The sequence below is a fragment of the Streptomyces sp. NPDC007901 genome, from assembly GCF_042959465.1.
Lineage (GTDB): Bacteria > Actinomycetota > Actinomycetes > Streptomycetales > Streptomycetaceae > Streptomyces.
In genome coordinates this window covers 80,342-100,095 of record NZ_JBIBKW010000004.1, presented here as the reverse complement: position 1 = coordinate 100,095, position 19,754 = coordinate 80,342, and the positions used below count along the sequence as shown (strand labels likewise).

The 19,754-nt window shown below is 72.5% G+C and carries 17 protein-coding genes; 12 read left to right on the top strand and 5 right to left on the bottom strand.

Annotated features, from left to right (window positions below; genetic code table 11):
* Positions 1–130: 130 nt before the first annotated feature.
* A complete protein-coding gene (locus ACFZDK_RS15080; RefSeq protein WP_390972665.1) occupies positions 131–871 on the bottom strand; it encodes a UTRA domain-containing protein in 741 nt (246 codons plus the stop codon).
* A gap of 236 nt (positions 872–1,107) precedes the next feature.
* Between ACFZDK_RS15080 and ACFZDK_RS15075 the strand changes: the two genes are divergently transcribed.
* From ACFZDK_RS15075 to ACFZDK_RS15030, 10 genes are all read left to right on the top strand, one after another.
* Positions 1,108–2,268, top strand: coding sequence for an extracellular solute-binding protein (locus ACFZDK_RS15075; protein WP_390972663.1), 1,161 nt, complete (start codon positions 1,108–1,110; stop codon positions 2,266–2,268).
* On the top strand, positions 2,265–3,164 hold the full coding sequence (locus tag ACFZDK_RS15070) for an ABC transporter permease subunit (protein ID WP_390972661.1): 900 nt from the start codon (positions 2,265–2,267) through the stop codon (positions 3,162–3,164). Before ACFZDK_RS15075 ends, ACFZDK_RS15070 begins: the two co-directional genes overlap by 4 nt.
* The gene (locus ACFZDK_RS15065; protein WP_390972659.1) at positions 3,149–3,967 is read left to right on the top strand and encodes an ABC transporter permease subunit; all 819 of its coding nucleotides are present in this window, start codon (positions 3,149–3,151) and stop codon (positions 3,965–3,967) included. Before ACFZDK_RS15070 ends, ACFZDK_RS15065 begins: the two co-directional genes overlap by 16 nt.
* 3 nt (positions 3,968–3,970) lie before the next feature.
* Positions 3,971–5,047 carry an ATP-binding cassette domain-containing protein gene (locus ACFZDK_RS15060; protein WP_390972657.1) on the top strand — a complete coding sequence of 359 codons (1,077 nt, stop codon included), beginning with the start codon at positions 3,971–3,973 and terminating at the stop codon, positions 5,045–5,047.
* Positions 5,048–5,129: 82 nt separating this feature from the next.
* Complete coding sequence (locus ACFZDK_RS15055; RefSeq protein ID WP_390972655.1) at positions 5,130–6,581, top strand: HAD-IA family hydrolase; 1,452 nt, start codon at positions 5,130–5,132, stop codon at positions 6,579–6,581.
* Between the two features lie 95 nt (positions 6,582–6,676).
* Entirely contained in the window at positions 6,677–8,962 is a 2,286-nt protein-coding gene (locus tag ACFZDK_RS15050) for a nitrate- and nitrite sensing domain-containing protein (protein ID WP_390972654.1), read from the top strand.
* A complete protein-coding gene (locus tag ACFZDK_RS15045) occupies positions 8,952–9,395 on the top strand; it encodes a roadblock/LC7 domain-containing protein (protein ID WP_390972653.1) in 444 nt (147 codons plus the stop codon). Before ACFZDK_RS15050 ends, ACFZDK_RS15045 begins: the two co-directional genes overlap by 11 nt.
* A gap of 7 nt (positions 9,396–9,402) precedes the next feature.
* The gene (locus tag ACFZDK_RS15040) at positions 9,403–9,783 is read left to right on the top strand and encodes a DUF742 domain-containing protein (RefSeq protein ID WP_390972651.1); all 381 of its coding nucleotides are present in this window, start codon (positions 9,403–9,405) and stop codon (positions 9,781–9,783) included.
* Positions 9,784–9,930: 147 nt separating this feature from the next.
* On the top strand, positions 9,931–10,719 hold the full coding sequence (locus ACFZDK_RS15035; protein ID WP_390972649.1) for a nitrilase-related carbon-nitrogen hydrolase: 789 nt from the start codon (positions 9,931–9,933) through the stop codon (positions 10,717–10,719).
* A gap of 69 nt (positions 10,720–10,788) precedes the next feature.
* On the top strand, positions 10,789–12,486 hold the full coding sequence (locus ACFZDK_RS15030) for an FAD-dependent oxidoreductase (protein ID WP_390972647.1): 1,698 nt from the start codon (positions 10,789–10,791) through the stop codon (positions 12,484–12,486).
* Here ACFZDK_RS15030 and ACFZDK_RS15025 read toward each other — a convergent pair.
* Together ACFZDK_RS15025 and ACFZDK_RS15020 are read right to left on the bottom strand one after the other, a co-directional pair.
* Positions 12,483–13,412, bottom strand: coding sequence for a TIGR03619 family F420-dependent LLM class oxidoreductase (locus tag ACFZDK_RS15025; protein WP_390972645.1), 930 nt, complete (start codon positions 13,410–13,412; stop codon positions 12,483–12,485). The two genes, ACFZDK_RS15030 and ACFZDK_RS15025, sit on opposite strands and share 4 nt — an antisense overlap.
* Before the next feature lie 95 nt (positions 13,413–13,507).
* Positions 13,508–14,194, bottom strand: coding sequence for a DUF5995 family protein (locus ACFZDK_RS15020; RefSeq protein ID WP_390972643.1), 687 nt, complete (start codon positions 14,192–14,194; stop codon positions 13,508–13,510).
* A 148-nt stretch (positions 14,195–14,342) separates the two neighbouring features.
* Between ACFZDK_RS15020 and ACFZDK_RS15015 the strand changes: the two genes are divergently transcribed.
* Positions 14,343–15,449: a glycoside hydrolase family 6 protein gene (locus tag ACFZDK_RS15015; protein WP_390973405.1), complete on the top strand. Its 1,107-nt coding sequence runs from the start codon at positions 14,343–14,345 to the stop codon at positions 15,447–15,449.
* On the opposite strand, the gene ACFZDK_RS15010 is transcribed toward ACFZDK_RS15015, so the two are convergent.
* On the bottom strand, positions 15,425–16,807 hold the full coding sequence (locus tag ACFZDK_RS15010; RefSeq protein WP_390972641.1) for a solute carrier family 23 protein: 1,383 nt from the start codon (positions 16,805–16,807) through the stop codon (positions 15,425–15,427). The genes ACFZDK_RS15015 and ACFZDK_RS15010 overlap by 25 nt on opposite strands.
* A gap of 140 nt (positions 16,808–16,947) precedes the next feature.
* Here ACFZDK_RS15010 and ACFZDK_RS15005 point away from each other — a divergent pair, with 140 nt between their 5' ends.
* The gene (locus ACFZDK_RS15005; protein ID WP_390972639.1) at positions 16,948–18,216 is read left to right on the top strand and encodes an alginate lyase family protein; all 1,269 of its coding nucleotides are present in this window, start codon (positions 16,948–16,950) and stop codon (positions 18,214–18,216) included.
* A gap of 283 nt (positions 18,217–18,499) precedes the next feature.
* On the opposite strand, the gene ACFZDK_RS15000 is transcribed toward ACFZDK_RS15005, so the two are convergent.
* Entirely contained in the window at positions 18,500–19,714 is a 1,215-nt protein-coding gene (locus ACFZDK_RS15000) for an MFS transporter (protein WP_390972638.1), read from the bottom strand.
* Between the last annotated feature and the right edge of the window lie 40 nt (positions 19,715–19,754).

The window sequence follows — 19,754 nt, the reverse complement described above, 5'->3', positions numbered from 1 at the left end:
GGGGGGGGCCCCGGCCGCGCCCCCCCCCCCCCACCCGCCCCCCACCGGGCCCCCACCCCGGGGGCGCGGCCACCCGCGCGACCAGCCCCCACCCACCCGCACCCGGCACCGGACCGGCACCCCCACCCCCCTACTCCGCGGTCTTCCGCGACAGCGCGTTGCTTCCGATGGAGTTGTGCACACTGAAGCTCACCGCGTCCGACCGGTACCGGTCGTCCGACCACTCCACCGGGCGGCCCTCCCGCGTCGTCGTCACCCGGCGCACCCGCAGCAGCGGACTCGTCCGACGCACCCTCAGCAGCTCCGCGTCCTGCGCGCCCGCGGCCACCGCGTCGATGACGTGCTCGCCGTAGGCGAAGACCAACCCCTTGTCCTCGTAGAGCCGTTGGGTCACCGAGGGGCATTCCGGCTCTATCGCCTCGACCGCCGGGGAGATCCAGTCCGCGTACACCGTGCGCTCCAGCAACACCGGCTCGCCGTCCAGGCCGCGGACCCGCAGGACGTGCAACACCGGTGTGCCGGTGGCCAGTTGGAGGCGGACGGCGTCCTCCTGTGCGGCGGGCCGGTATTCCTGGGCCACCACATGGCCCGTCGCCTCGCGGCCCATCGCCTTCGCCCACTGCGCGAAACTGCGCAGCTCCGCGAAGCTCTGGCTGCGGCGGCTGGCCAGCACCACCCGGCGGGCGCCCTGGCGGGAGCCGATCAACCCCTCGGAGGTGAGCGCGGCGACGGCCTGGCGGACCGTGCCGCGGGACACGCCGTACTGCGCGGCGAGCTCCGTCTCCGAGGGCAGTCGACTGCCGACGGTGTACTCCTCGCGGTCGATGGCCTGCCGCAGCTCGTCGGCGATCTCCTCGTGTCGCGCCGTCATGCTTCCCCTCTGAGTCGGCAGCTGTGCACAGCGTGACCAGCCTAATCGACGTTCCCAGGTGATTCGTGTCAGCCCGTATCCGGCCTGGATTGTGCAGGGAATCAGGGGCTGGAGTTTCGCCGCCGTTCATGAAGGGGAAACCCACGGCGGGCGTACTAGGGCCAACTTGTTCAGACAAGTTCGCTCGGCGCCGCCCCTAGCGCCACCCACCCTCGTGCGTACTCCCTGGAGAGACCGTGACCGTGTCCCTGCCGAGAACCGCCCTCCTCGGCGGCTCCCTCGCCGCCGTTGCCGCGCTCGCCCTGAGCGCCTGCGGCGCCGCTCCCGACAACGCGTCGTCCACCACGTCCGGTGGCAAGAGCGCCGCCACCGCCACCTCCGCCGCCGACTTCGGCGGTATGGACAAGCTGATCGCCGCCGCCAAGAAGGAGGGCACGCTGCACATCATCGCCGTGCCCCGCGACTGGGCGAACTACGGCGCCATCATCGACGGCTTCAAGGCGAAGTACGGCATCAAGATCGAGGACGAGAGCCCCGACGGCTCCAGCCAGGACGAGATCAACGCCGTGACCTCGCGCAAGGGCCAGGACCGGGCGCCGGACGTCCTGGACCTCGGTTCCTCGTTCGCGCTCAGCGCCGCCCAGCAGGGGCTGCTCGCGCCGTACAAGGTCACCTCCTACGACGACATCCCCGAGGGTCAGAAGGACCCGAAGGCCCAGTGGTACAACGACTACGGCGGCTACATCTCCATCGGCTGCGACGCCAAGCGGGTGAAGACCTGCCCGACGACCTTCGCCGACCTGCTGAAGCCGCAGTACAAGGGGCAGGTCGCCCTCAACGGCAACCCGACCAAGTCCGGCTCGGCCTTCGGCGGCGTGTACGCGGCGGCGCTCGCCAACAAGGGCTCCTTCGACGACATCCAGCCCGGCCTGGACTTCTTCGCCGAGCTGAAGAAGAACGGCAACTACACGCCCGTCGAGTCCACCCCGGCCACCGTCGAGAAGGGCGAGACGCCCATCTCCATCGACTGGGACTACCTCAACGCCGGTTACGCCGACGAGTTCAAGTCCAAGGGCGTGGACTGGAAGGTGACGGTCCCGACCGACGGCCAGTTCTCGCAGTACTACTCCCAGGCCATCAACAAGGACGCCCCGCACCCGGCGGCCGCCCGCCTGTGGCAGGAGTACCTGTACAGCACCGAGGGCCAGAACCTGTGGCTCAAGGGGTACGCCCGCCCGGTGCTGATGCCCGCCATGGAGAAGGCCGGCACGCTCGACAAGACCGCCGCCGCCAAGCTCCCCGCGGTCACCGGCACGCCCACCTTCCCGACCGAGGCCCAGCAGGACAAGGCCAAGACGGTCCTCTCGTCCGGTTGGTCGAAGGCCGTCTCCGGATGACGGCCACGCTCACGCGGGCCGACGTGGCGTCCGCCGCTTCCCAGAAGCGGCGGCGCCGCGCCCCCGGCTGGCTCGCGGTCGTCCCGCTGCTCGCCTTCACGGCCGTCGCCTTCGGACTGCCGGCCGTGGCCATGCTGAACGGCGCCTTCACGGTCAAGGACCCCACCAGCGGCGCGAGTTCGTACACCGCGAGCAATCTCAGCGACTCGCTGCAGGGGCCGTACCTCACCGCCCTCGTCGGCAGTGTGAAGCTGTCCGCGCTCTCCGCCGTCATCGCCGCCGTCCTCGGGCTGCCGCTGGCGCAGGCCGTGGTCAGCTCGCGCTCCCGGGCGCTGCGCGAGGCCGTGCTCACCGCCTCCGGTGTGCTCGCCAACTTCGGCGGTGTGCCGCTGGCGTTCGCGTTCGTCGCGACCCTCGGCAACGCCGGTGTGCTGACCGTGCATCTGCACCTCGCGGACCACGGCTGGGACCTCTACAGCTTCTGGGGTCTGGTCCTCGTCTACCTGTACTTCCTGATCCCGCTGATGGTCCTCACCATCACCCCGGCCCTGGACGGCCTGCGGGCGCAGTGGCGGGAGGCCGCGCGGAACAACGGCGCGACCGGCGTGCAGTACTGGCGGTTCGTGGCCCTGCCGGTCCTCGCGCCCTCGCTGCTCGGCGGGTTCGTGCTGCTCTTCGGCAGCGCCTTCGCCGCCTACGCCACCGCCGCCGCGATGGTCGGCAGCGCGGTCCCGCTGGTCACCCTGCAGATCGCCGACGCCCTCTCCGGCAACGTCCTGGTCGGCCAGGAGAACGTGGCCCTCGCCCTGAGCCTGGACATGGTGCTGGTGGCGGGCCTGGTGATGGCCGTGTACCTGCCCCTGCAACGACGGAGCGCCCGATGGCTCGACGCCTGACCCCCTGGCGCTGGGCCGTCCTCGGCCTGGCCGCCCTCTACTTCCTCGTCCCGCTGGGCGCCTCCGTCCTCTTCACGGTGGACGTGCCTGGCCAGGGCATCACCTTCGACGCCTACACCCAGATCGTCTCAGCCGACGGCTTCCTCTCCAGCCTGCTGCTCTCGCTGGAGCTGGCCGTCGCCACCATCGCCGTCGTGCTGCTGCTGATGGTGCCGGCCGTGGTCGCCCTGCGGCTCAGCGCGCCTAGGCTGCGTCCGGTCGTCGAGGTCGTCTGCTCGCTGCCGCTGGTGGTGCCGCCGATCGCGTTCGTGGCCGGCATCGTGACCGTGCTGAAGTGGGGACCGGACCATCTGTCCAGGACCCCGCTGTTCGAGACGTTCGTCGCCGTCCAGAACCCGACCTTCCCCGTCGTGCTGGTCCTCGCCTACGTCGTGATGGCGCTGCCCTTCGTCTACCGGGCGCTGGACGCCGGGCTGCGCGCGATCGACGTGCGCACCCTCGTCGAGGCCGCGCGGAGCTGCGGGGCTTCGTGGCCGCAGGCCCTTGTCCGGGCCGTCCTGCCCAACCTGCGGGGCGCGCTGCTCAACGCGTCCTTCCTCACCCTGGCCCTGGTGCTCGGTGAGTTCACCGTCGCCCGGCTGCTGGGCTACCAGCCCTTCGCCGTGTGGATCTACAACGTCGGCGGCTCGCAGGCCCAGATGTCCGTCGCCGTCTCCGTGCTCAGTCTCCTGGTGACCTGGGCCCTCCTCCTCGCGCTCGCCGGTGCCGGCGGCCGTGACCGAACCGCTTCCTCCCGGGGATGAACCATGAGTGTCAGCACGCTTGAGAAGGCGTCCACCAAGGCAGCCACCGTCGAATTCCGCGGCCTGCGGCGGGAGTTCGGCGCCACCGTCGCCCTCGACGGACTCGACCTGACCGTGCGGCCGGGGGAGTTCCTGGCCCTGCTCGGCCCGTCCGGCTGTGGCAAGACCACCGCCCTGCGCATGCTCGCCGGGTTCGAACACCCCGACTCCGGCGCCGTGCTGGTGGACGGCGAGGACGTCACCCAGGTTCCGGCCCACCGCCGGGACGCCGGGATGGTCTTCCAGTCGTACAGCCTCTTCCCGCATCTGAACGCCGTCGACAACGTGGCGTTCGGGCTGCGCATGCGCAAGGTGGGGACGGCCGAACGCCGTTCCCGGGCCGCCGAGTTGCTGGAGCTGGTCGGGCTCGCCGACAAGAGGGAGCGGTTCCCGCACCAGCTCTCCGGCGGTCAGCAGCAGCGCATCGCGCTCGCCCGCGCCCTGGCCCTGCGGCCCCGGGTGCTGCTGCTCGACGAGCCGCTGTCGGCGCTCGACGCCAAGGTGCGGCTGTCGCTCCGCGAGGAGATCCGCCGGCTCCAGCAGGAACTCGGCATCACCACCCTGTTCGTGACGCACGATCAGGAGGAGGCGCTGTCCATCGCCGACCGGGTCGCCGTGATGCGCGCCGGGCGGCTCGAACAGTGCGCGGAGCCCGCCGAGTTGTACGGCCGTCCGGCCACCGCGTTCGTCGCCGAGTTCGTCGGCACGATGAGCCGGATCCCGGGGACGGTCGACGACGGCACGGTCGAGGTCCTCGGGCAGCGGCTGCCGGTCGACGGACAGGTGCCGGCCGCGAGCGAGGTCGACGTGCTCGTGCGGCCCGAGGCGGTGCAGGTGCGCGCGGACGGCGCCGGTACGGCCACCGTCGTCGCCACCGCCTTCCTCGGCGCGGTCGTCCGGGTCACCGTACGGCTCGCCGACGGCACCGAGGCCAAGGCCGACCTGCCCGCCCACGACGCCGCCGGACTGGGCGCCGGATCCGCCGTGAGCGTGTCGCTGCCCGAGCGCCCGGTGCTCGTGGCGGAACGTGCCCAGAAGTAACGCATCCAGAAGTCCCGAAGCATCCGGAAGCCCCCGAGGCGACGCAGTGTCCGGAAGCCCAGCAGTGAGGAATGACAACAACGTGACCCCCCACCTCCGACTCCCCCTCCAGGCCGTCCTGTTCGACATGGACGGAACGCTCGTCGACACCGAGCGACTGTGGTGGGAGGCGGTGGAACAGGTCGCCGGGCGGCCGCTCACCGAGGCCGACGAGCCGGAGGTGCTGGGTCGCCCGGTGGAGCACACCGCCGACTGGCTCGCCGCCGCCACGGGCCGGCCGGCCGCCGGCCTCGCGGCCGGGCTGCACCGGGAGTTCGCGGACCGCGTCCGCACCGGTATCGTGCCCCGCCCCGGCGCCCTCGACCTGCTGGACGCGCTGGCCGCGGCCGGCGTCCCCACCGCCCTGGTCACCGCGTCCCCACGCGCGGTCGCCGACCTCGTCCTCGACGCCCTGGGCGCCGGCCGGTTCGCCGTCTCGGTCACCGCCGACGACACCGGCCGCACCAAGCCCGCCCCCGACCCGTACCTCGCCGCCTGCCGCGCGCTCGGCGTCGACCCGGCGGCCTGCGTGGCCGTCGAGGACACCGAGACCGGGGTCGCCTCCGCCGAGGCGGCCGGCTGCGCGGTGCTGGCCGTGCCCTCGCTCGCGCCGATAGGCGGTGCGCCCGGCCGGACCGTCCGGGACACCCTCGTCGGGGTCACTCCGAAGGAGCTGAGCGAGATGGCCGCACCGGAACTGCGGGTCATGTCCTGGAACCTGTGGCTCGGCGGCAGCCGGATCGACGACCACCGCGCCAAGCAGGTCAAGGTGATCCTCGACGCGGGCGTGGACGTCGTCGGCCTCCAGGAGACCGCCGGGACCAGCGCCCGGGAACTCGCCGAGGCGCTCGGCTGGCACCACCACACGGCGGGGGAGAACCTCGGGATCATCAGCCGTCACCCGGTCACCGCCCGGCTCGGCGACCCCGACGTCGGTTTCTACGGGGCCGCCGGGGTGCGGATCGCCGTCCGGCCGGGCCGCGAGGTGGAGATCTGGACGGCGCATCTGCACTACACGCCGTACGGGCCCTACGAGTTCCACTTCGACGGGCTCGGCGCGGACGACTTGGTCGCCCACGAGGACGTACGGCTCGGACAGATGCGGGAGACCCTGCGCCGGATCGGGACGACCGACGTACCCGTGGTCCTCACGGGCGACTTCAACTGCCCGTCCCATCTGGACTGGGCGGCGGTCGAGTGGCCGGTGACCAGGGCCGCCGAGGAGGCCGGGTTCCGTGACTCCTACCGCGAGGCGCACCCCGACCCGGCCGCCGCGCCCGGGCACACCTGGTCGCCTGTCCACCCCGTGCACGAGGACGGCAGCGGGCGGACCGAGCCGCAGGACCGGATCGACTACGTGCTGCACAGGGGGCTGCGCGTGGTCGACTCCCAGACCCTGGTGAGCGGAAACCCGGTGCCCTGGCCCGGGGTGGCGGACAACGACTGGCCCTCCGACCACGCGGCCGTCGTCACCACGTTCGCCGTCGAGCCGTAGCCCGGGGTTACCCGGGGCAACCATTGCGGTCACGGTGGGGATCCCGTAGGTTGTGCCAGCCCTCCTTACTGACTGGTAACACCGGCAGGTAACCCATGCGCTGGCCAGTAGGCCGACCCACCACCGTCCGCGCGCGGATCGTGGCGCTCGCCCTCGCCCCGGCCGTCGCGCTGACGGCGCTGTGGAGCTTCGCCATGGTGTCCGTCACCGCCGAACTGCGCGCGCTGATCCGGCTCCAGGGGGTGTACGACGACTTCGGCACCCCCGTCGACACCGCCGTGGGGCAGATCCAGATCGAACGGCGGCTGTCGGCGGCCTACCTGGGCGCCCGCCTCGACACGGCGACCGCCACCGACCTGCTCGCCCAGCAGCGGCGCACCGACCGGGCGGTGGACGCCATGCGGGACGCGGTCCGGGACGGCGACCGCGACCGCCTGACGGACCGGCAGCGCCAGTCCCTGGACGCGATGGTGACCGCCACCGGCGGGCTGGAACGGCTGCGCGCGCGGGTGCTGTCCCGGAAGATCTCCTGGGACGGCGCCGTCGCCGACTACAGCGCCCTCGTGGAGCCCGGCTTCGACGTCGAGTCCACCCTCACCGCCCTCCAGGCCGGACAGCTGGCCCGGGAGTCGCAGGTCGTCGTCGAGCTGGTGCGGGTGCGGGAGTTCGTCTCCCGCGAGGACGCGCTGGTCGCCGGGGCACGGGCCGCCGGACGGCTCACCGACCGGCAGTACGACACCCTCGCCGCGACGATCGAGGACCGCCGGGTCTTCGAACGGACCTACGTCCCCGACCTGCCGTCGGACTCCCGGACGCTGTTCGAGACGTTCCAGGGCGGCGCGCTGCACCGCTCGCTGGTGCGCGGCGAGGACGCCCTGCTGCGGGCGGGCGCGGACCGGGCCGGGGCGGCCGTCGCGGCGGACACCTGGCGGTCGACCACCGACCGGGCCGTCAAGCAGTACATGCTGCTGTGCACCCGGTCGGCCGAGAACTCCGCCGCGCGCGGCCGGGCCTTCGCCTACCGCGAGCTGGCCAAGGCGGCCGTCGTCGGCGTGGCCGGGCTGGCGGCCGTGGGCCTCTCGCTGTGGTTCGCGGTGCGCGGGGCCCGGCGCATCTCACGCCGGCTGGAGATCCTGCGGGACGCGGCCGATGTGCTGACGGCACGCCAACTGCCCGCCCTGATGGAGCGGTTGAGCGCCGGTGAGGACGTGGACGCGGTCACCGAGGCGCCGCCGCTGGCCGCCAGGGAGGCCGGGGACGACGAGATCGGCGACGTCGGCCGGTCGTTCAACCGGGCCCGGCTGGCCGCCGTCGAGGCCGCGGTCCGGCAGGCCACGCTGCGCCGGGGCCTGTTCGCGGTCCTCCTCAACATCGCCCGCCGCAACCAGGCCCTCGTCCACCGCCAGCTGAAACTCGTCGACACGCTGGAACGGCGCACCGACGACCCGGCCGTCCTCGGCGAGCTGTTCCACATCGACCACCTGACCACCCGGATGCGCCGGCACGCGGAGAGCCTGATCATCCTCTCCGGCGCCACCCCCGGACGACGCTGGCGGCGGCCGGTGCCGATCGCCGACGTGGTGTCCTCGGCGGTCGGCGAGATCGAGGACTACACCCGGGTCGTGGTGCCGCCGATGCCCGAGGTGGGCGTGGCCGCGGACGCCGTCGCCGACGTCGTGCACCTGGTCGCCGAGCTGCTGGAGAACGCCACGGTGTTCTCGCCGCCGCACACCCAGGTCACCCTGCGCACGGCCCGGGTGGGCCAGGGCTTCACCCTGGAGATCGACGACCGGGGCCTCGGCCTCGACCCCGAGCAGCTCACCGAGGCCCACCACACCCTCACCGCCCCCGACGCCTTCGACCCCACCCGCCACGACCGCCTCGGCCTCTACGTCGTCGGCCGCCTGGCCGCCCGGCACGGCATCGAGGTGACGCTGCGGGACTCCCCGTACGGGGGGACGACGGCCGTGGTGCTGCTGCCGGAGGCGGTGCTGGCGGACGTCGAACCGGAGAGCGGCCGACGGGACGGCTCGGCGGTCGGCGCGCTGTCGTCGTACGGGGGCGGCGCGCCGTCGCCGTACGGCGGGGCCGGAGCGGGCCGTGACGGCGGGTTCGGGAGCGGGCCCCTGCCGGGTCCGTCGGAGGACCCCGGCCCCGGTACGACCCCGCCCCTGCCCACCCGCACCCGCCAGGCCTCCCTCGCCCCCGAGCTGCGCACGGAGCGGGCCGCGGGCGAGACGCGCGACCTGGACGCCGACGAGATGCGGGCGGTCTTCGGAGCCTTCCAGCGCGGCCTGGACCGGGGGCGCAGAGGACTGCCGACCGGACCCGAGGAGCCGGACCACACCGAGGAAAGGACGCGCGCCGACCATGACCAGTGACGACCGACCCGAACCCGCCGGAACCGCATCAGCGCCCGGCGTCCAGCCCGGTACCGATCTCGGCTGGCTGCTCGACGATCTCGTCGCCCGGACGGACCACGTCCGGCAGGCCGTGCTGCTCACCGCCGACGGGCTGCCGCTCAGTCACACCGAGGGCATGCGGCGGCGGGACATCGAGCATCTCGCGGCCGTGTGCTCCGGCTTCCACAGCCTGGCCCGGTCGGCGGGGGACCGGTTCGGCGCCGGAGAGGTGCGGCAGACCATGGTGATGCTCGACGACGCCTACCTCTTCGTCACCCCGGCCGGGCACGGCAGCCGGCTCGCCGTCCTCAGCGACGTCCGCACCGACGTCGGCCAGCTGGCCCACGAGATGGCCCTGCTCGTCCGCCGCCTCGGCCGCCACCTGGACGCGGCCGTCCGCTCGGCCCCCTGACACCGCGGTGAGCGACGAGCACTGGTACGAGGACGAGACCGGCTCGCTCGTCCGCCCCTACACCGTCACCCGGGGCCGTACCGAGCCCTCCGGCCGGCATGCCATCGACCTGATGTCGCAGGTCACGGCGGTGGAGGCGGAGGCGGCCCAGCCGGATGTCGACCACGCCCGGGCCGTCCTGCTCGCCCTGGTGCGGCGCGGGGCCCGCCCGGTCGTCGAGCTCGCCGCGGACGCCGACCTGCCGCTCACCGTCGTACGCGTGCTGCTCGGCGATCTCGCCGAGGCCGGCCTGGTCCGGATCGACGAGCCCCGGCGGGTGGAACCGGCGGGCCCCGCCGCCGACCCGGAGCTGCTGAAGGTGATCGTGGAGCGGCTGCGGGAGCTCTGACCCCGCGCAACGAATCGCCGCCGGACGGCTGCATCACGCAACGAACCGCTCGCCGACGCGCAACAGGTCCTTCTTGTCCGGCCCGCCCCGCCGACCGTACCGTCTAACTGGCCCCCAGACCCCCTTCCGTACCCGGTGAGGACCAGCATGCGCACCGCCCTGCTCCAGAGCTCCGGCCACCCCGGCTCCACCGTCGAGAACCTCAAGGTGCTCGACGAGGCCGCCGGCCGGGCCGCCGCCGCGGGTGCCGCGCTGCTCGTCGCCCCGGAGATGTTCCTGACCGGCTACGCGATCGGCGACGACATCGCCCGGCTCGCCGAGCCCGCCGACGGCGACAGCGCGGACGCGGTCGCCGAGCTGGCCCACCGGCACGGTCTGGCGATCGTCTACGGGTACCCGGAGCGCGACGGGGACGCCGTGCACAACTCCGCCCAGCTGATCTCCGCCGACGGCACCCGGCTCGCGAACTACCGCAAGTCCCATCTCTTCGGCGGCTTCGAGCGGGACCACTACACCCCCGGCGACCAGCCGGTCGTCCAGGCCGAGCTGGGCGGCCTCACCGTCGGGCTCATGATCTGCTACGACGTCGAGTTCCCGGAGCTGGTCCGCGCCCACGCCCTGGCCGGCACCGACCTGCTCCTCGTGCCGACCGCGAACATGCACCCGTTCCAGCTGGTCGCCGAGTCCCTGGTCCCGGTGCGGGCCTGGGAGAACCAGATGTACGTCGCCTACGCCAACCGGGTCGGCCCGGAAGGGGAGTTCGACTTCTTCGGGCTCTCCACGCTGGCCGGACCCGACGGGGTCGCCCGGGTCCGCGCAGGCCGCGACGAGGAACTCGTCGTCGCCGACGTCGACCCCGCCCTCCTCGCCGCCTCCCGCGAGGCGAACCCGTATCTGAAGGACCGCCGCCCCGGCCTCTACGGGTCCCTGTCCTGACCTTCCCCCGCTCGTCTTTCCGCTCTTCTTCCCGCGTTCTTTTCGCATGTCGCAAGGAGTCCGTACCCCATGACGTCCACCGTGCCCAACGCCGTCGAGCACGCAGACGAGCAGCAGCCGCCGATCACCATGTTCGGCCCGGACTTCCCGTACGCGTACGACGATTTCCTCGCCCACCCGGCGGGCCTCGGCCAGATCCCGGCGACCGGACACGGCACGGAGGTCGCGGTCATCGGCGGCGGCCTGTCCGGCATCGTGGCCGCCTACGAGCTGATGAAGATGGGCCTGAAGCCGGTCGTCTACGAGGCCGACGAGATCGGCGGACGGCTGCGGACCGTCGGCTTCGAGGGCTGCGACCCCGAACTGACCGCCGAGATGGGCGCGATGCGCTTCCCGCCGTCCTCCACCGCCCTCCAGCACTACATCGACCTGGTGGGACTTCAGACCCGGCCGTTCCCCAACCCGCTCGCGGAGACCACCCCTTCGACGGTGGTCGACCTCAAGGGGGAGTCGCACTACGCCGAGACGATCGACGACCTGCCGCAGGTCTACCGGGACGTCGCCGCCGCCTGGAACAAGTGCCTCGACGAGGGCGCCGACTTCTCCGACATGAACCGCGCCATGCGCGAGCGGGACGTGCCGCGCATCCGCGAGATCTGGGCGAAGCTCGTCGAGAAGCTCGACAACCAGACCTTCTACGGCTTCCTCTGCGACTCCGAGGCGTTCAGGTCCTTCCGGCACCGCGAGATCTTCGGCCAGGTCGGCTTCGGCACCGGCGGCTGGGACACCGACTTCCCCAACTCCATCCTGGAGATCCTGCGGGTCGTCTACACCGAGGCCGACGACCACCACCGCGGCATCGTCGGCGGCAGCCAGCAACTCCCGCTCCGGCTCTGGCAGCGCGAGCCGGAGAAGATCGTGCACTGGGCGTACGGGACGTCGCTCGCGAAGCTGCACGAGAACGGCGAGCCGAAGCCCGCCGTGACCCGTCTGCACCGCACCACCGGCAACCGGATCACCGTGACGGACGCGGACGGCGACATCCGCACCTACCAGGCCGCGATCTTCACCGCCCAGTCCTGGATGCTGCTCTCCAAGATCGCCTGCGACGACTCGCTCTTCCCGATCGACCACTGGACCGCGATCGAGCGCACCCACTACATGGAGAGCTCCAAGCTGTTCGTGCCGGTCGACCGGCCGTTCTGGCTCGACAAGGACGAGGAGACCGGCCGGGACGTCATGTCGATGACGCTCACCGACCGGATGACCCGCGGCACCTACCTCCTCGACGACGGCCCCGACAGGCCCGCCGTCATCTGCCTCTCCTACACCTGGTGCGACGACAGTCTGAAGTGGCTCCCGCTCTCCGCGCACGAGCGGATGGAGGTCATGCTGAAGTCGCTCGGCGAGATCTACCCGAAGGTCGACATCAGGAAGCACATCATCGGCAACCCGGTGACCGTGTCCTGGGAGAACGAGCCCTACTTCATGGGCGCGTTCAAGGCCAACCTGCCCGGCCACTACCGCTACCAGCGGCGTCTGTTCACCCACTTCATGCAGGACCGGCTGCCCGCCGACAAGCGGGGCATCTTCCTCGCCGGCGACGACATCTCCTGGACGGCCGGCTGGGCCGAGGGCGCCGTCCAGACCGCGCTGAACGCGGTCTGGGGCGTCATGCACCACCTCGGAGGTGAGACCGACCCGGCCAACCCCGGCCCCGGCGACGTCTACGACGACATCGCACCGGTCGAACTCCCCGAGGACTAGACCCCGGCCGCCCGCGCCTTCTCGTACACCTCGGCGGCGAGGTCCTTGAGTTCCTGGGCGTCGCGCGGGGTGGACTCGAGGTCGACGAGGATCTCGTCGAGGCCGACGGCCGCGTGGGCCACGAGATCCTCGACGATCTGGTCGGCGCTGCCCTGGAAGGGGCGGCGGTCGGAGCCGTCGTAGGCCTTGGGCGTGTACGTGGCGTTGACCCGCACGACGGTCTGGATCGGCTCCGTGCGGCCGCGCTCGGCCGCCAGGTCCTGGAGCTGCGTCCACTGGGCGGCGAGCTGGTCCACGCCCATGCCCACCGGCAGCCAGCCGTCCGCGTGGTCGACGAGCCGGCGCTTCGCCTTCCCGGTGTTGGCGGCCAGCAGGATCGGGATCGGCCGGGCCGGCTTGGGACCGACCACGGCGGAGGCGATCTTCGTGATCCGGCCGTCGTGGCGCACCGGATCGGGGCCCCACACCGCGCGGCACACCTCGATGAGCTCGTCCAGCACCTGGCCGCGCTCCTCGAACGGCCGAATCGCGCTGGCCGCGTACTCGTCGAGGGACCAGCCGGTGCCCAGACCCGCCACCACCCGGCCGCCGCTCGCCGCGTCCAGCGTCGCCAGGGACTTGGCCAGCTGGAAGGGGATGTGCAGCGGCGCCACCAGGACGCTGCTGCCCAGCCGGACCCGCTCGGTGACCGCGGCGGCGAGGGAGAGCGTGACCAGCGGGTCGGCCACGTTGCGGTACTCGTCGGGCCAGGGCAGGCCCTCGACGCCGTAGAGGCCCTGGGTGGCCGGCTCGGGGAAGAGGGCCCGCTCGAAGACCCAGAGGCTGTCGTAGCCGATCTGCTCGGCGGTACGGGCCACGTCGGTGACATCGGTGGCGAGGGAGTACTGCCGCATCTGGGGAAGACTGAGGCCGAGCCGAGTCGTCATACCGGTGCTCCTCTGCAATCGGGTACGTGCCGTCAACGCAAGGCGATCACACCCGGTTTCCACCGTGGCTCGAGTACCGGCCGGATCAGGCCATCTCAGTCCGGCAGCGGGGTGAGCAGCATCCGGCCCGCCAACCCGACGGCCGCGTCCAGCCGTTCGGCGAACTCCTCCACCAGGTCGTCGAACCGGCGCAGCGCCCACAGTGCCCGCGCCGCCGACCAGGTCGCGTCCCGCGCCCGCTCCAGGCTCCAGGAACCGAGCAGATGGGTCAGCGGATCCGCGATCTGGAGCAGATCGGGACCCGGCATCAGATCCTCGCGGATGCGCTCCTCCAGCGAGACGAGGAGTTCGCCCACGCGGTCGAACTCGTCCTCCAGATCGGCCGGTTCGCAGCCGAGCGTACGACAGGCGTCCACCACGGCGAGCGCCAGGTCGTGCCCGATGTGCGCGTTGATGCCCGCCAGCGCGAACTGCAGCGGTCGTACGCCGGGATGGCGGCGGAACTGGAACAGCGGCCGCCAGCAGGCGGGCGGACGGCGGTCGCCGTCCGCCGCGTCCACGGCGGCCAGATAGCGCTCCGCGAACCGCACGTCCAGCGTCTCGGCGGCTCTCGGATCACCGAACCGGCCCGCGTCCAGGCGCCGTTCGACCTCCTCCGTGACGGCGAGGTAGACACGGTTGAAGACCGCGATCCCGTCCCGCTCGGGCAGGGCCGCGTCCAGGGCGCGCATCCGGGAGACGACGGTGCCGACCGGAGCGGTGAGGTGTTCCGACTGCGCCATGGGGGAAGGGTCCCAGCCCTGGGCTGACGCGCGTGCCGACGGGCCCGGCGCTTCCCCGGAACGGGGGAACGGACCCGCCGCGCGGGAGGGGGAGCACAGCGTGCCTGGCTCACACGCCCGGCGCCGGGGCGGGCGGAAGCGGGCGGTCATGCTCGCCGTCGCCTCGGCCGTGGTCGCCGTCGGTACCGCGACCGGGATGTTCTCGGCGCTCGGTGAGGAGCGCGGCGGCGAAGCGGCCGTGGGAGAGGACCGGCCCGTGGTGACGCACGCGAGGACGTCGGCCGCGCCGGCCCCCGCACCGTCCGGCTCCACGACACCTCCCGTCCGGCCCTCACCGTCCGCGTCCCCGCGGCGGACCACCCCGCGCCCCGCCCCCACCGTGGCGAAGCGGCGGGTGCCCCAGCTCTACCGCCATCCCGACTCCCAGGTCGCCGACTGGGTCCGGGCCCACCCGGACGATCCGCGCGCCGCCGTCATCGGGGACCGCATCGCCGACCGGCCGGCCGCCGTGTGGTTCGCCGACTTCGCCCCGGCGACCATCGCCTCCCGGGTCCGGGCCGTCACCTCGGCGGCCTCCGCGCAGGGCCGGGTCCCGGTGCTGGTGCCGTACGCGATCCCGGACCGGGACTGCGGCGGGGCCTCGCAGGGCGGGGCGCCGGACCTCGCCGCGTACGACGGCTGGATCGACGCCTTCGCCCGGGGGCTGGGCTCCGGCGAGGTGATCGTGATCCTGGAGCCGGACTCGGTCGCCCAGGCGGACTGCCTCTCCGCCGCCGACCGCGCCGCGCGGTTCGCCTCGCTGGCCCGCGCCGGCCGGGTGCTCAAGGCGGCCGACCCCGGGGCCCGGGTCTACTACGACGCCGGTCACTCCGGCTGGCACCCGCCCGGCCGGCAGGCGGACCTGCTGCGGCAGGCGGGCGCCACGGCCGCCGCGGGGATCTTCAGCAACGTCTCCAACTTCCAGACCACCGAGGACGAGATCGCCTACGACCGCCAGGTCCTCGACGCCCTCGGCGGACCGGCCTCGCTCGGTGCGGTGATCGACACCAGCCGCAACGGCAACGGCGCCCCGGCGAACGGCGCCTGGTGCGATCCGGCGGGGCGGCGGATCGGCCGGGCGCCCACGCTCGACACCGGTCAGGCGCGGATCGACGCCTATCTGTGGGTGAAGCTGCCGGGGGAGTCCGATGGCTGCAAGGGCGCCGCCGGGAGTTTCACCCCGTCGTACGCCTACGACTTGGCGTCGTCGTCGTAGGAACTGGTGCCCTCGTCCAGCAGCGGTTCCGTGGACTTGAGGTGGGCCGGGGCCAGGGCGCGCAGCGCGTGGTATCCGATGATGACGACCAGGGTGCCGAGTGCGATGCCGCTCAGGGAGAAGGTGTCGGTGAACTTCAGGCTGACGTTGCCGACGCCGATGATGATGCCCGCGGCGGCCGGGACCAGGTTCAGCGGGTTGCGCAGGTCGACCTTGGCGTGCAGCCAGATCTGGGCGCCGAGCAGGCCGATCATGCCGTACAGGATGACGGTGATGCCGCCGAGGACCCCGCCCGGGATCGCCGCCACCATCGCGCCGAACTTGGGGCAGACGCCGAAGAGCAGCGCGAAGCCGGCGGCGGCCCAGTAGGCGGCGGTGGAGTAGACGCGGGTCGCGGCCATCACGCCGATGTTCTCGGAGTAGGTGGTGTTGGGCGGGCCGCCCACGGCGGTGGAGAGCATCGAGGCGACCCCGTCGGCGGAGATGGCCGTGCCGAGCTTGTCGTCCAGCGGGTCGCCGGTCATCTCGCCGACGGCCTTGACGTGCCCGGTGTTCTCGGCGACCAGGGCGATGACGACGGGGAGGGCGACCAGGATCGCCGACCACTGGAAGGACGGGCCGTGGAAGGACGGCAGCCCGATCCAGTCCGCCTTGCCGACGCCGGAGAGGTCGAGCCGCCAGTGGTCGGTGACCTTGCCGCTCGGGCTCATGGAGTGGATCTTGCCGAAGATCCGGTCGAGGGCCCAGGACAGGACGTACCCGAAGACCAGGCCCAGGAAGATCGCGATGCGTGACCAGAAGCCACGCAGACAGACGACGGCCAGAGCGGTGAACAGCATCACCAGCAGGGCGGTCCACTGGTCCTGCGGCCAGTAGGTCGAGGCGGTGACGGGCGCGAGGTTGAAGCCGATCAGCATCACGACCGCGCCGGTGACGATCGGCGGCATCGCGGCGTGGATGATCCGGGCGCCGAAGCGCTGCACGGCCAGGCCGATCAGGAACAGCACCGCACCGACCACGAAGACCGCGCCGGTCACGGTGGCGCTGCTGCCGCCCTGGGCGCGGATCACGGCGGCCACGCCGACGAAGGACAGGGAGCAGCCCAGGTAGCTGGGCACCCGGCCGCGGGTCGCGAGCAGGAAGATCACGGTCGCGACACCCGACATCATGATCGCCAGGTTGGGGTTCAGGCCCATCAGCACCGGGGCGACGAAGGACGCGCCGAACATGGCCACCACATGCTGGGCGCCGAGCCCGACCGTGCGGGGCCAGGAGAGCCGTTCGTCGGGGCGCACCACCGCTCCGGGCGCGGGCGTGCGCCCGTCGCCGTGCAGTTTCCAGCCGACGCCGAGATCCATGGTGGAGCTTCGCTTTCCTCGTACATGAAGTTGGTCCGCACCATTGTCACGGCTACCTCGCGGTTCTACGCTCGCACGGTCCTACTCATGAACTGAGTTCACGTATCTGATTCATGCTTCATGTCCGATCGGAGTGCTCGATGAGTGGAAGATCCCGCGCGGCCGTCGTCCTGACGGCGCTGGCGGCCGTCGGCGCCGTCCTCGTCCCCTCCGCCCACGCGACCGCGAGGGCGCCCAAGGCTCCGGACACCGCCGTCCTCGACGGCGCCCGCCTCCAGCGGACCCGGGCCGAACTCGACCACGGCGACCCCCGACTCCGGCGCGCCGTCAAGGACTTGACGACCCGCGCCGACGCCTGGCTCGGCCAGGGCCCCTGGACGGTCGTCGACAAGCCGAAGCCCGCCCCCGGTGGCGACGTCCACGACTACCTGAGCCAGGCCCCCTACTGGTGGCCCACCACCACCCCCACCGCCGACAATCCCTGGGGCTGCCCCTACGTCCAGCGCGACGGCCGGCGCAATCCCGAGGTCGACAGCGGCACCGACCGCCAGGACGTCGAGAAGGTCTTCGACTCGACCTACGACCTCTCCCTGGCCTGGTACTACACCGGGAAACGGGAGTACGCCCAGAAGGCCGGCCAGGTCCTGCGCACCTGGTTCCTGGACCCCGCGACCCGGATGAACCCGAACCTGAACCACGCCCAGTTCATCCCGTGCAAGTACGACGGCCGGGCCATCGGCATCATCGACTTCTCCCAGTCGTACACCAGCGTGGTCGACGCACTGGCGATCCTCGGCACGGGCGCCCCCGGCTGGAGCGCCGGGGACCGCGCCGGGATGCGGAGCTGGAACACCGACTTCCTCGGCTGGCTGAAGAACAGCGCCTTCGGCAAGGAGGAGGGCGCCGCCGCCAACAACCACGGCACCTTCCACGACATGCAGCTCGCCGCCCTCGCCTACGCGACCGGCGACAAGGCGCTGGCCAGGAAGACCGTGCTGGACGCGCGGGCCAGGCGGATCGACCCGCAGATCGCCGCCGACGGGAGCCAGCCGCAGGAGCTCTCCCGGACCAGGAGCTGGCACTACTCCACCTTTGACCTGGTCGCCTACACCCGGCTCGCGGCCATCGGCCGGCATGTCGGGGTGGACCTCTGGGGCTACCGGGGACCGGACGGGCAGAGCCTGTCCAAGGCCGTGGACTATCTGCTGCCCGCCGCGACCGGGGCCGCCGCCTGGCCGTACCCGGAGCTGGAGTTCCACCGCTACGCGGCGAGCGACGTCGTGCACGCGGCGGCCGACGCCGGCGACAAGGCGGCCCGGCAGGCGGTACGACAGCTGGAGGCACCGCCCGGCGGTGACCTCTGGGCGCTGCGGCCGGCCGCCGAGCAGCTGGACTCGATCGCGGGCTGAGGGCGCCCACGGAGGGGTTCCTGAGTAATGCACGTGTCGCGGCGGGACACGCCGGAGGGGTGACAGCCCGAAAGGGTTTGAGCGCTCGTGAACCTCAGCCCGTGCGGGCTGGAATCCTTCAGCTTCGGCTGCGGGAGGATGTCAACTCCGGCTGGAACGGCTCAGTACCACTGGCCCGACGTGCAGCTTCGATCGCTGCTCGCCGGACAGGGTGGCAACGTACACACGCGCCTGGGCGCTGGTCTGGCTCGACGCAGCCACCCTGCGCCCCGGCGCGACGCTGTCAGGGCCGCGGGTCGGGAACTGCTGCGGCCGCGGGGCCGACCTCGGCCCGCTTGCCCCGCTCCCCGGCCCGCAGCACGCCCGCGAACACCACCAGACCCAACGCCAGCGCCGTGACCAGGCAGAACGACACCACCAGGCTGGTCGCCTGGGCCACCCCGCCGATCAGGCTGGGCGCGATCAGGCCCGACGTGTAGGTGATCGTCGCCACGCCCGCGATCGCCTGACTGGGGTTCGGCCCGGCGTGCCCGGCCGCCGCGAAGCACAGCGGTACGACGACCGCGATGCCGAGGCCCAGCAGCCCGAACCCGGCCATCGCCACGGCCGGATTCCCGGCGAGCACGACCAGCAGACCGCCGAACGCGGCCAGCACACCCCCGGCCCGCACGGTACGGACCGCGCCGAAGCGGTTCACCACCGCGTCCCCGCTGATCCGGGCCACCGCCATGGCCAGCATGAACCCCGTGGTGGTGGCCGCCGCGAGCCCGGCCGAACTGTCCATCCGGTCCCGCAGGAACACCGCCGACCAGTCCAGGCTCGCGCCCTCCGCGAACACCGCGCAGAAGCCCACCGTGCCGATCAGCAGGGCCGAGCGGGGCGGCAGCGTGAACCGCGGCGGTGGTTCCTCGTCCGCGTCGGGCTGGACGTCCAGGACCCAGCCGGCGGCCAGCACGCCGAGCACGGTCAGCACGGCCGCCGCCAGGGCGAAGTGCACCCGCGCGTCCGTGCCCAGGTGCGCGGCGAGGGTGCCCGCCGCCGAGCCGACCAGGGTGCCCGCGCTCCACATGCCGTGCAGCCCCGACATGATCGACCGGTCCAGCAGCCGCTCGATCTCCACGCCGAGCGCGTTCATCACCACGTCCGCCATGCCGGCGCTCGCGCCGTACACGAACATCGCCAGGCACAGCGTGTAGAGGTTCGTCGCCAGGGACGGCAGGATCAGCGACGCCGTCCACATCGCGATCAGCCCGCGCAGCGCCGTACGGCTGCCGAAGCGGTGGCTGATCCGGCCCGCGAGCGGCATCGAGCACGAGGCACCGAACGCGGTGAACGCGAGCGCGAAGCCGAGCTGCCCGGCACCCAGCCCGGCATGCTCCTGGATCCACGGCACCCGGGTCGCGAACGAGCCGGTGACGGCGCCGTGCACGGTGAACACGGCCGCGACGGCGTACCGCGCCCGCTTCACCCCCTGCTGCTCGTAGCCCACGTCTTTCATGGTCCTGCCCCTCCCCGGGTGGGTGCCGCCCCGCTGTCCC

Coding starts and splice junctions, on each gene's coding strand:
- ACFZDK_RS15045 (WP_390972653.1), top strand. CDS start 8,952: ATGACCAGTGACGACCGACCCGAACCCGCCGGAACCGCATCAGCGCCC.
- ACFZDK_RS15080 (WP_390972665.1), bottom strand. CDS start 871: ATGACGGCGCGACACGAGGAGATCGCCGACGAGCTGCGGCAGGCCATC.
- ACFZDK_RS15005 (WP_390972639.1), top strand. CDS start 16,948: ATGAGTGGAAGATCCCGCGCGGCCGTCGTCCTGACGGCGCTGGCGGCC.
- ACFZDK_RS15025 (WP_390972645.1), bottom strand. CDS start 13,412: ATGACGACTCGGCTCGGCCTCAGTCTTCCCCAGATGCGGCAGTACTCC.
- ACFZDK_RS15000 (WP_390972638.1), bottom strand. CDS start 19,714: ATGAAAGACGTGGGCTACGAGCAGCAGGGGGTGAAGCGGGCGCGGTAC.
- ACFZDK_RS15035 (WP_390972649.1), top strand. CDS start 9,931: ATGCGCACCGCCCTGCTCCAGAGCTCCGGCCACCCCGGCTCCACCGTC.
- ACFZDK_RS15020 (WP_390972643.1), bottom strand. CDS start 14,194: ATGGCGCAGTCGGAACACCTCACCGCTCCGGTCGGCACCGTCGTCTCC.
- ACFZDK_RS15070 (WP_390972661.1), top strand. CDS start 2,265: ATGACGGCCACGCTCACGCGGGCCGACGTGGCGTCCGCCGCTTCCCAG.
- ACFZDK_RS15050 (WP_390972654.1), top strand. CDS start 6,677: ATGCGCTGGCCAGTAGGCCGACCCACCACCGTCCGCGCGCGGATCGTG.
- ACFZDK_RS15010 (WP_390972641.1), bottom strand. CDS start 16,807: ATGGATCTCGGCGTCGGCTGGAAACTGCACGGCGACGGGCGCACGCCC.
- ACFZDK_RS15015 (WP_390973405.1), top strand. CDS start 14,343: ATGCTCGCCGTCGCCTCGGCCGTGGTCGCCGTCGGTACCGCGACCGGG.
- ACFZDK_RS15060 (WP_390972657.1), top strand. CDS start 3,971: ATGAGTGTCAGCACGCTTGAGAAGGCGTCCACCAAGGCAGCCACCGTC.
- ACFZDK_RS15030 (WP_390972647.1), top strand. CDS start 10,789: ATGACGTCCACCGTGCCCAACGCCGTCGAGCACGCAGACGAGCAGCAG.
- ACFZDK_RS15065 (WP_390972659.1), top strand. CDS start 3,149: ATGGCTCGACGCCTGACCCCCTGGCGCTGGGCCGTCCTCGGCCTGGCC.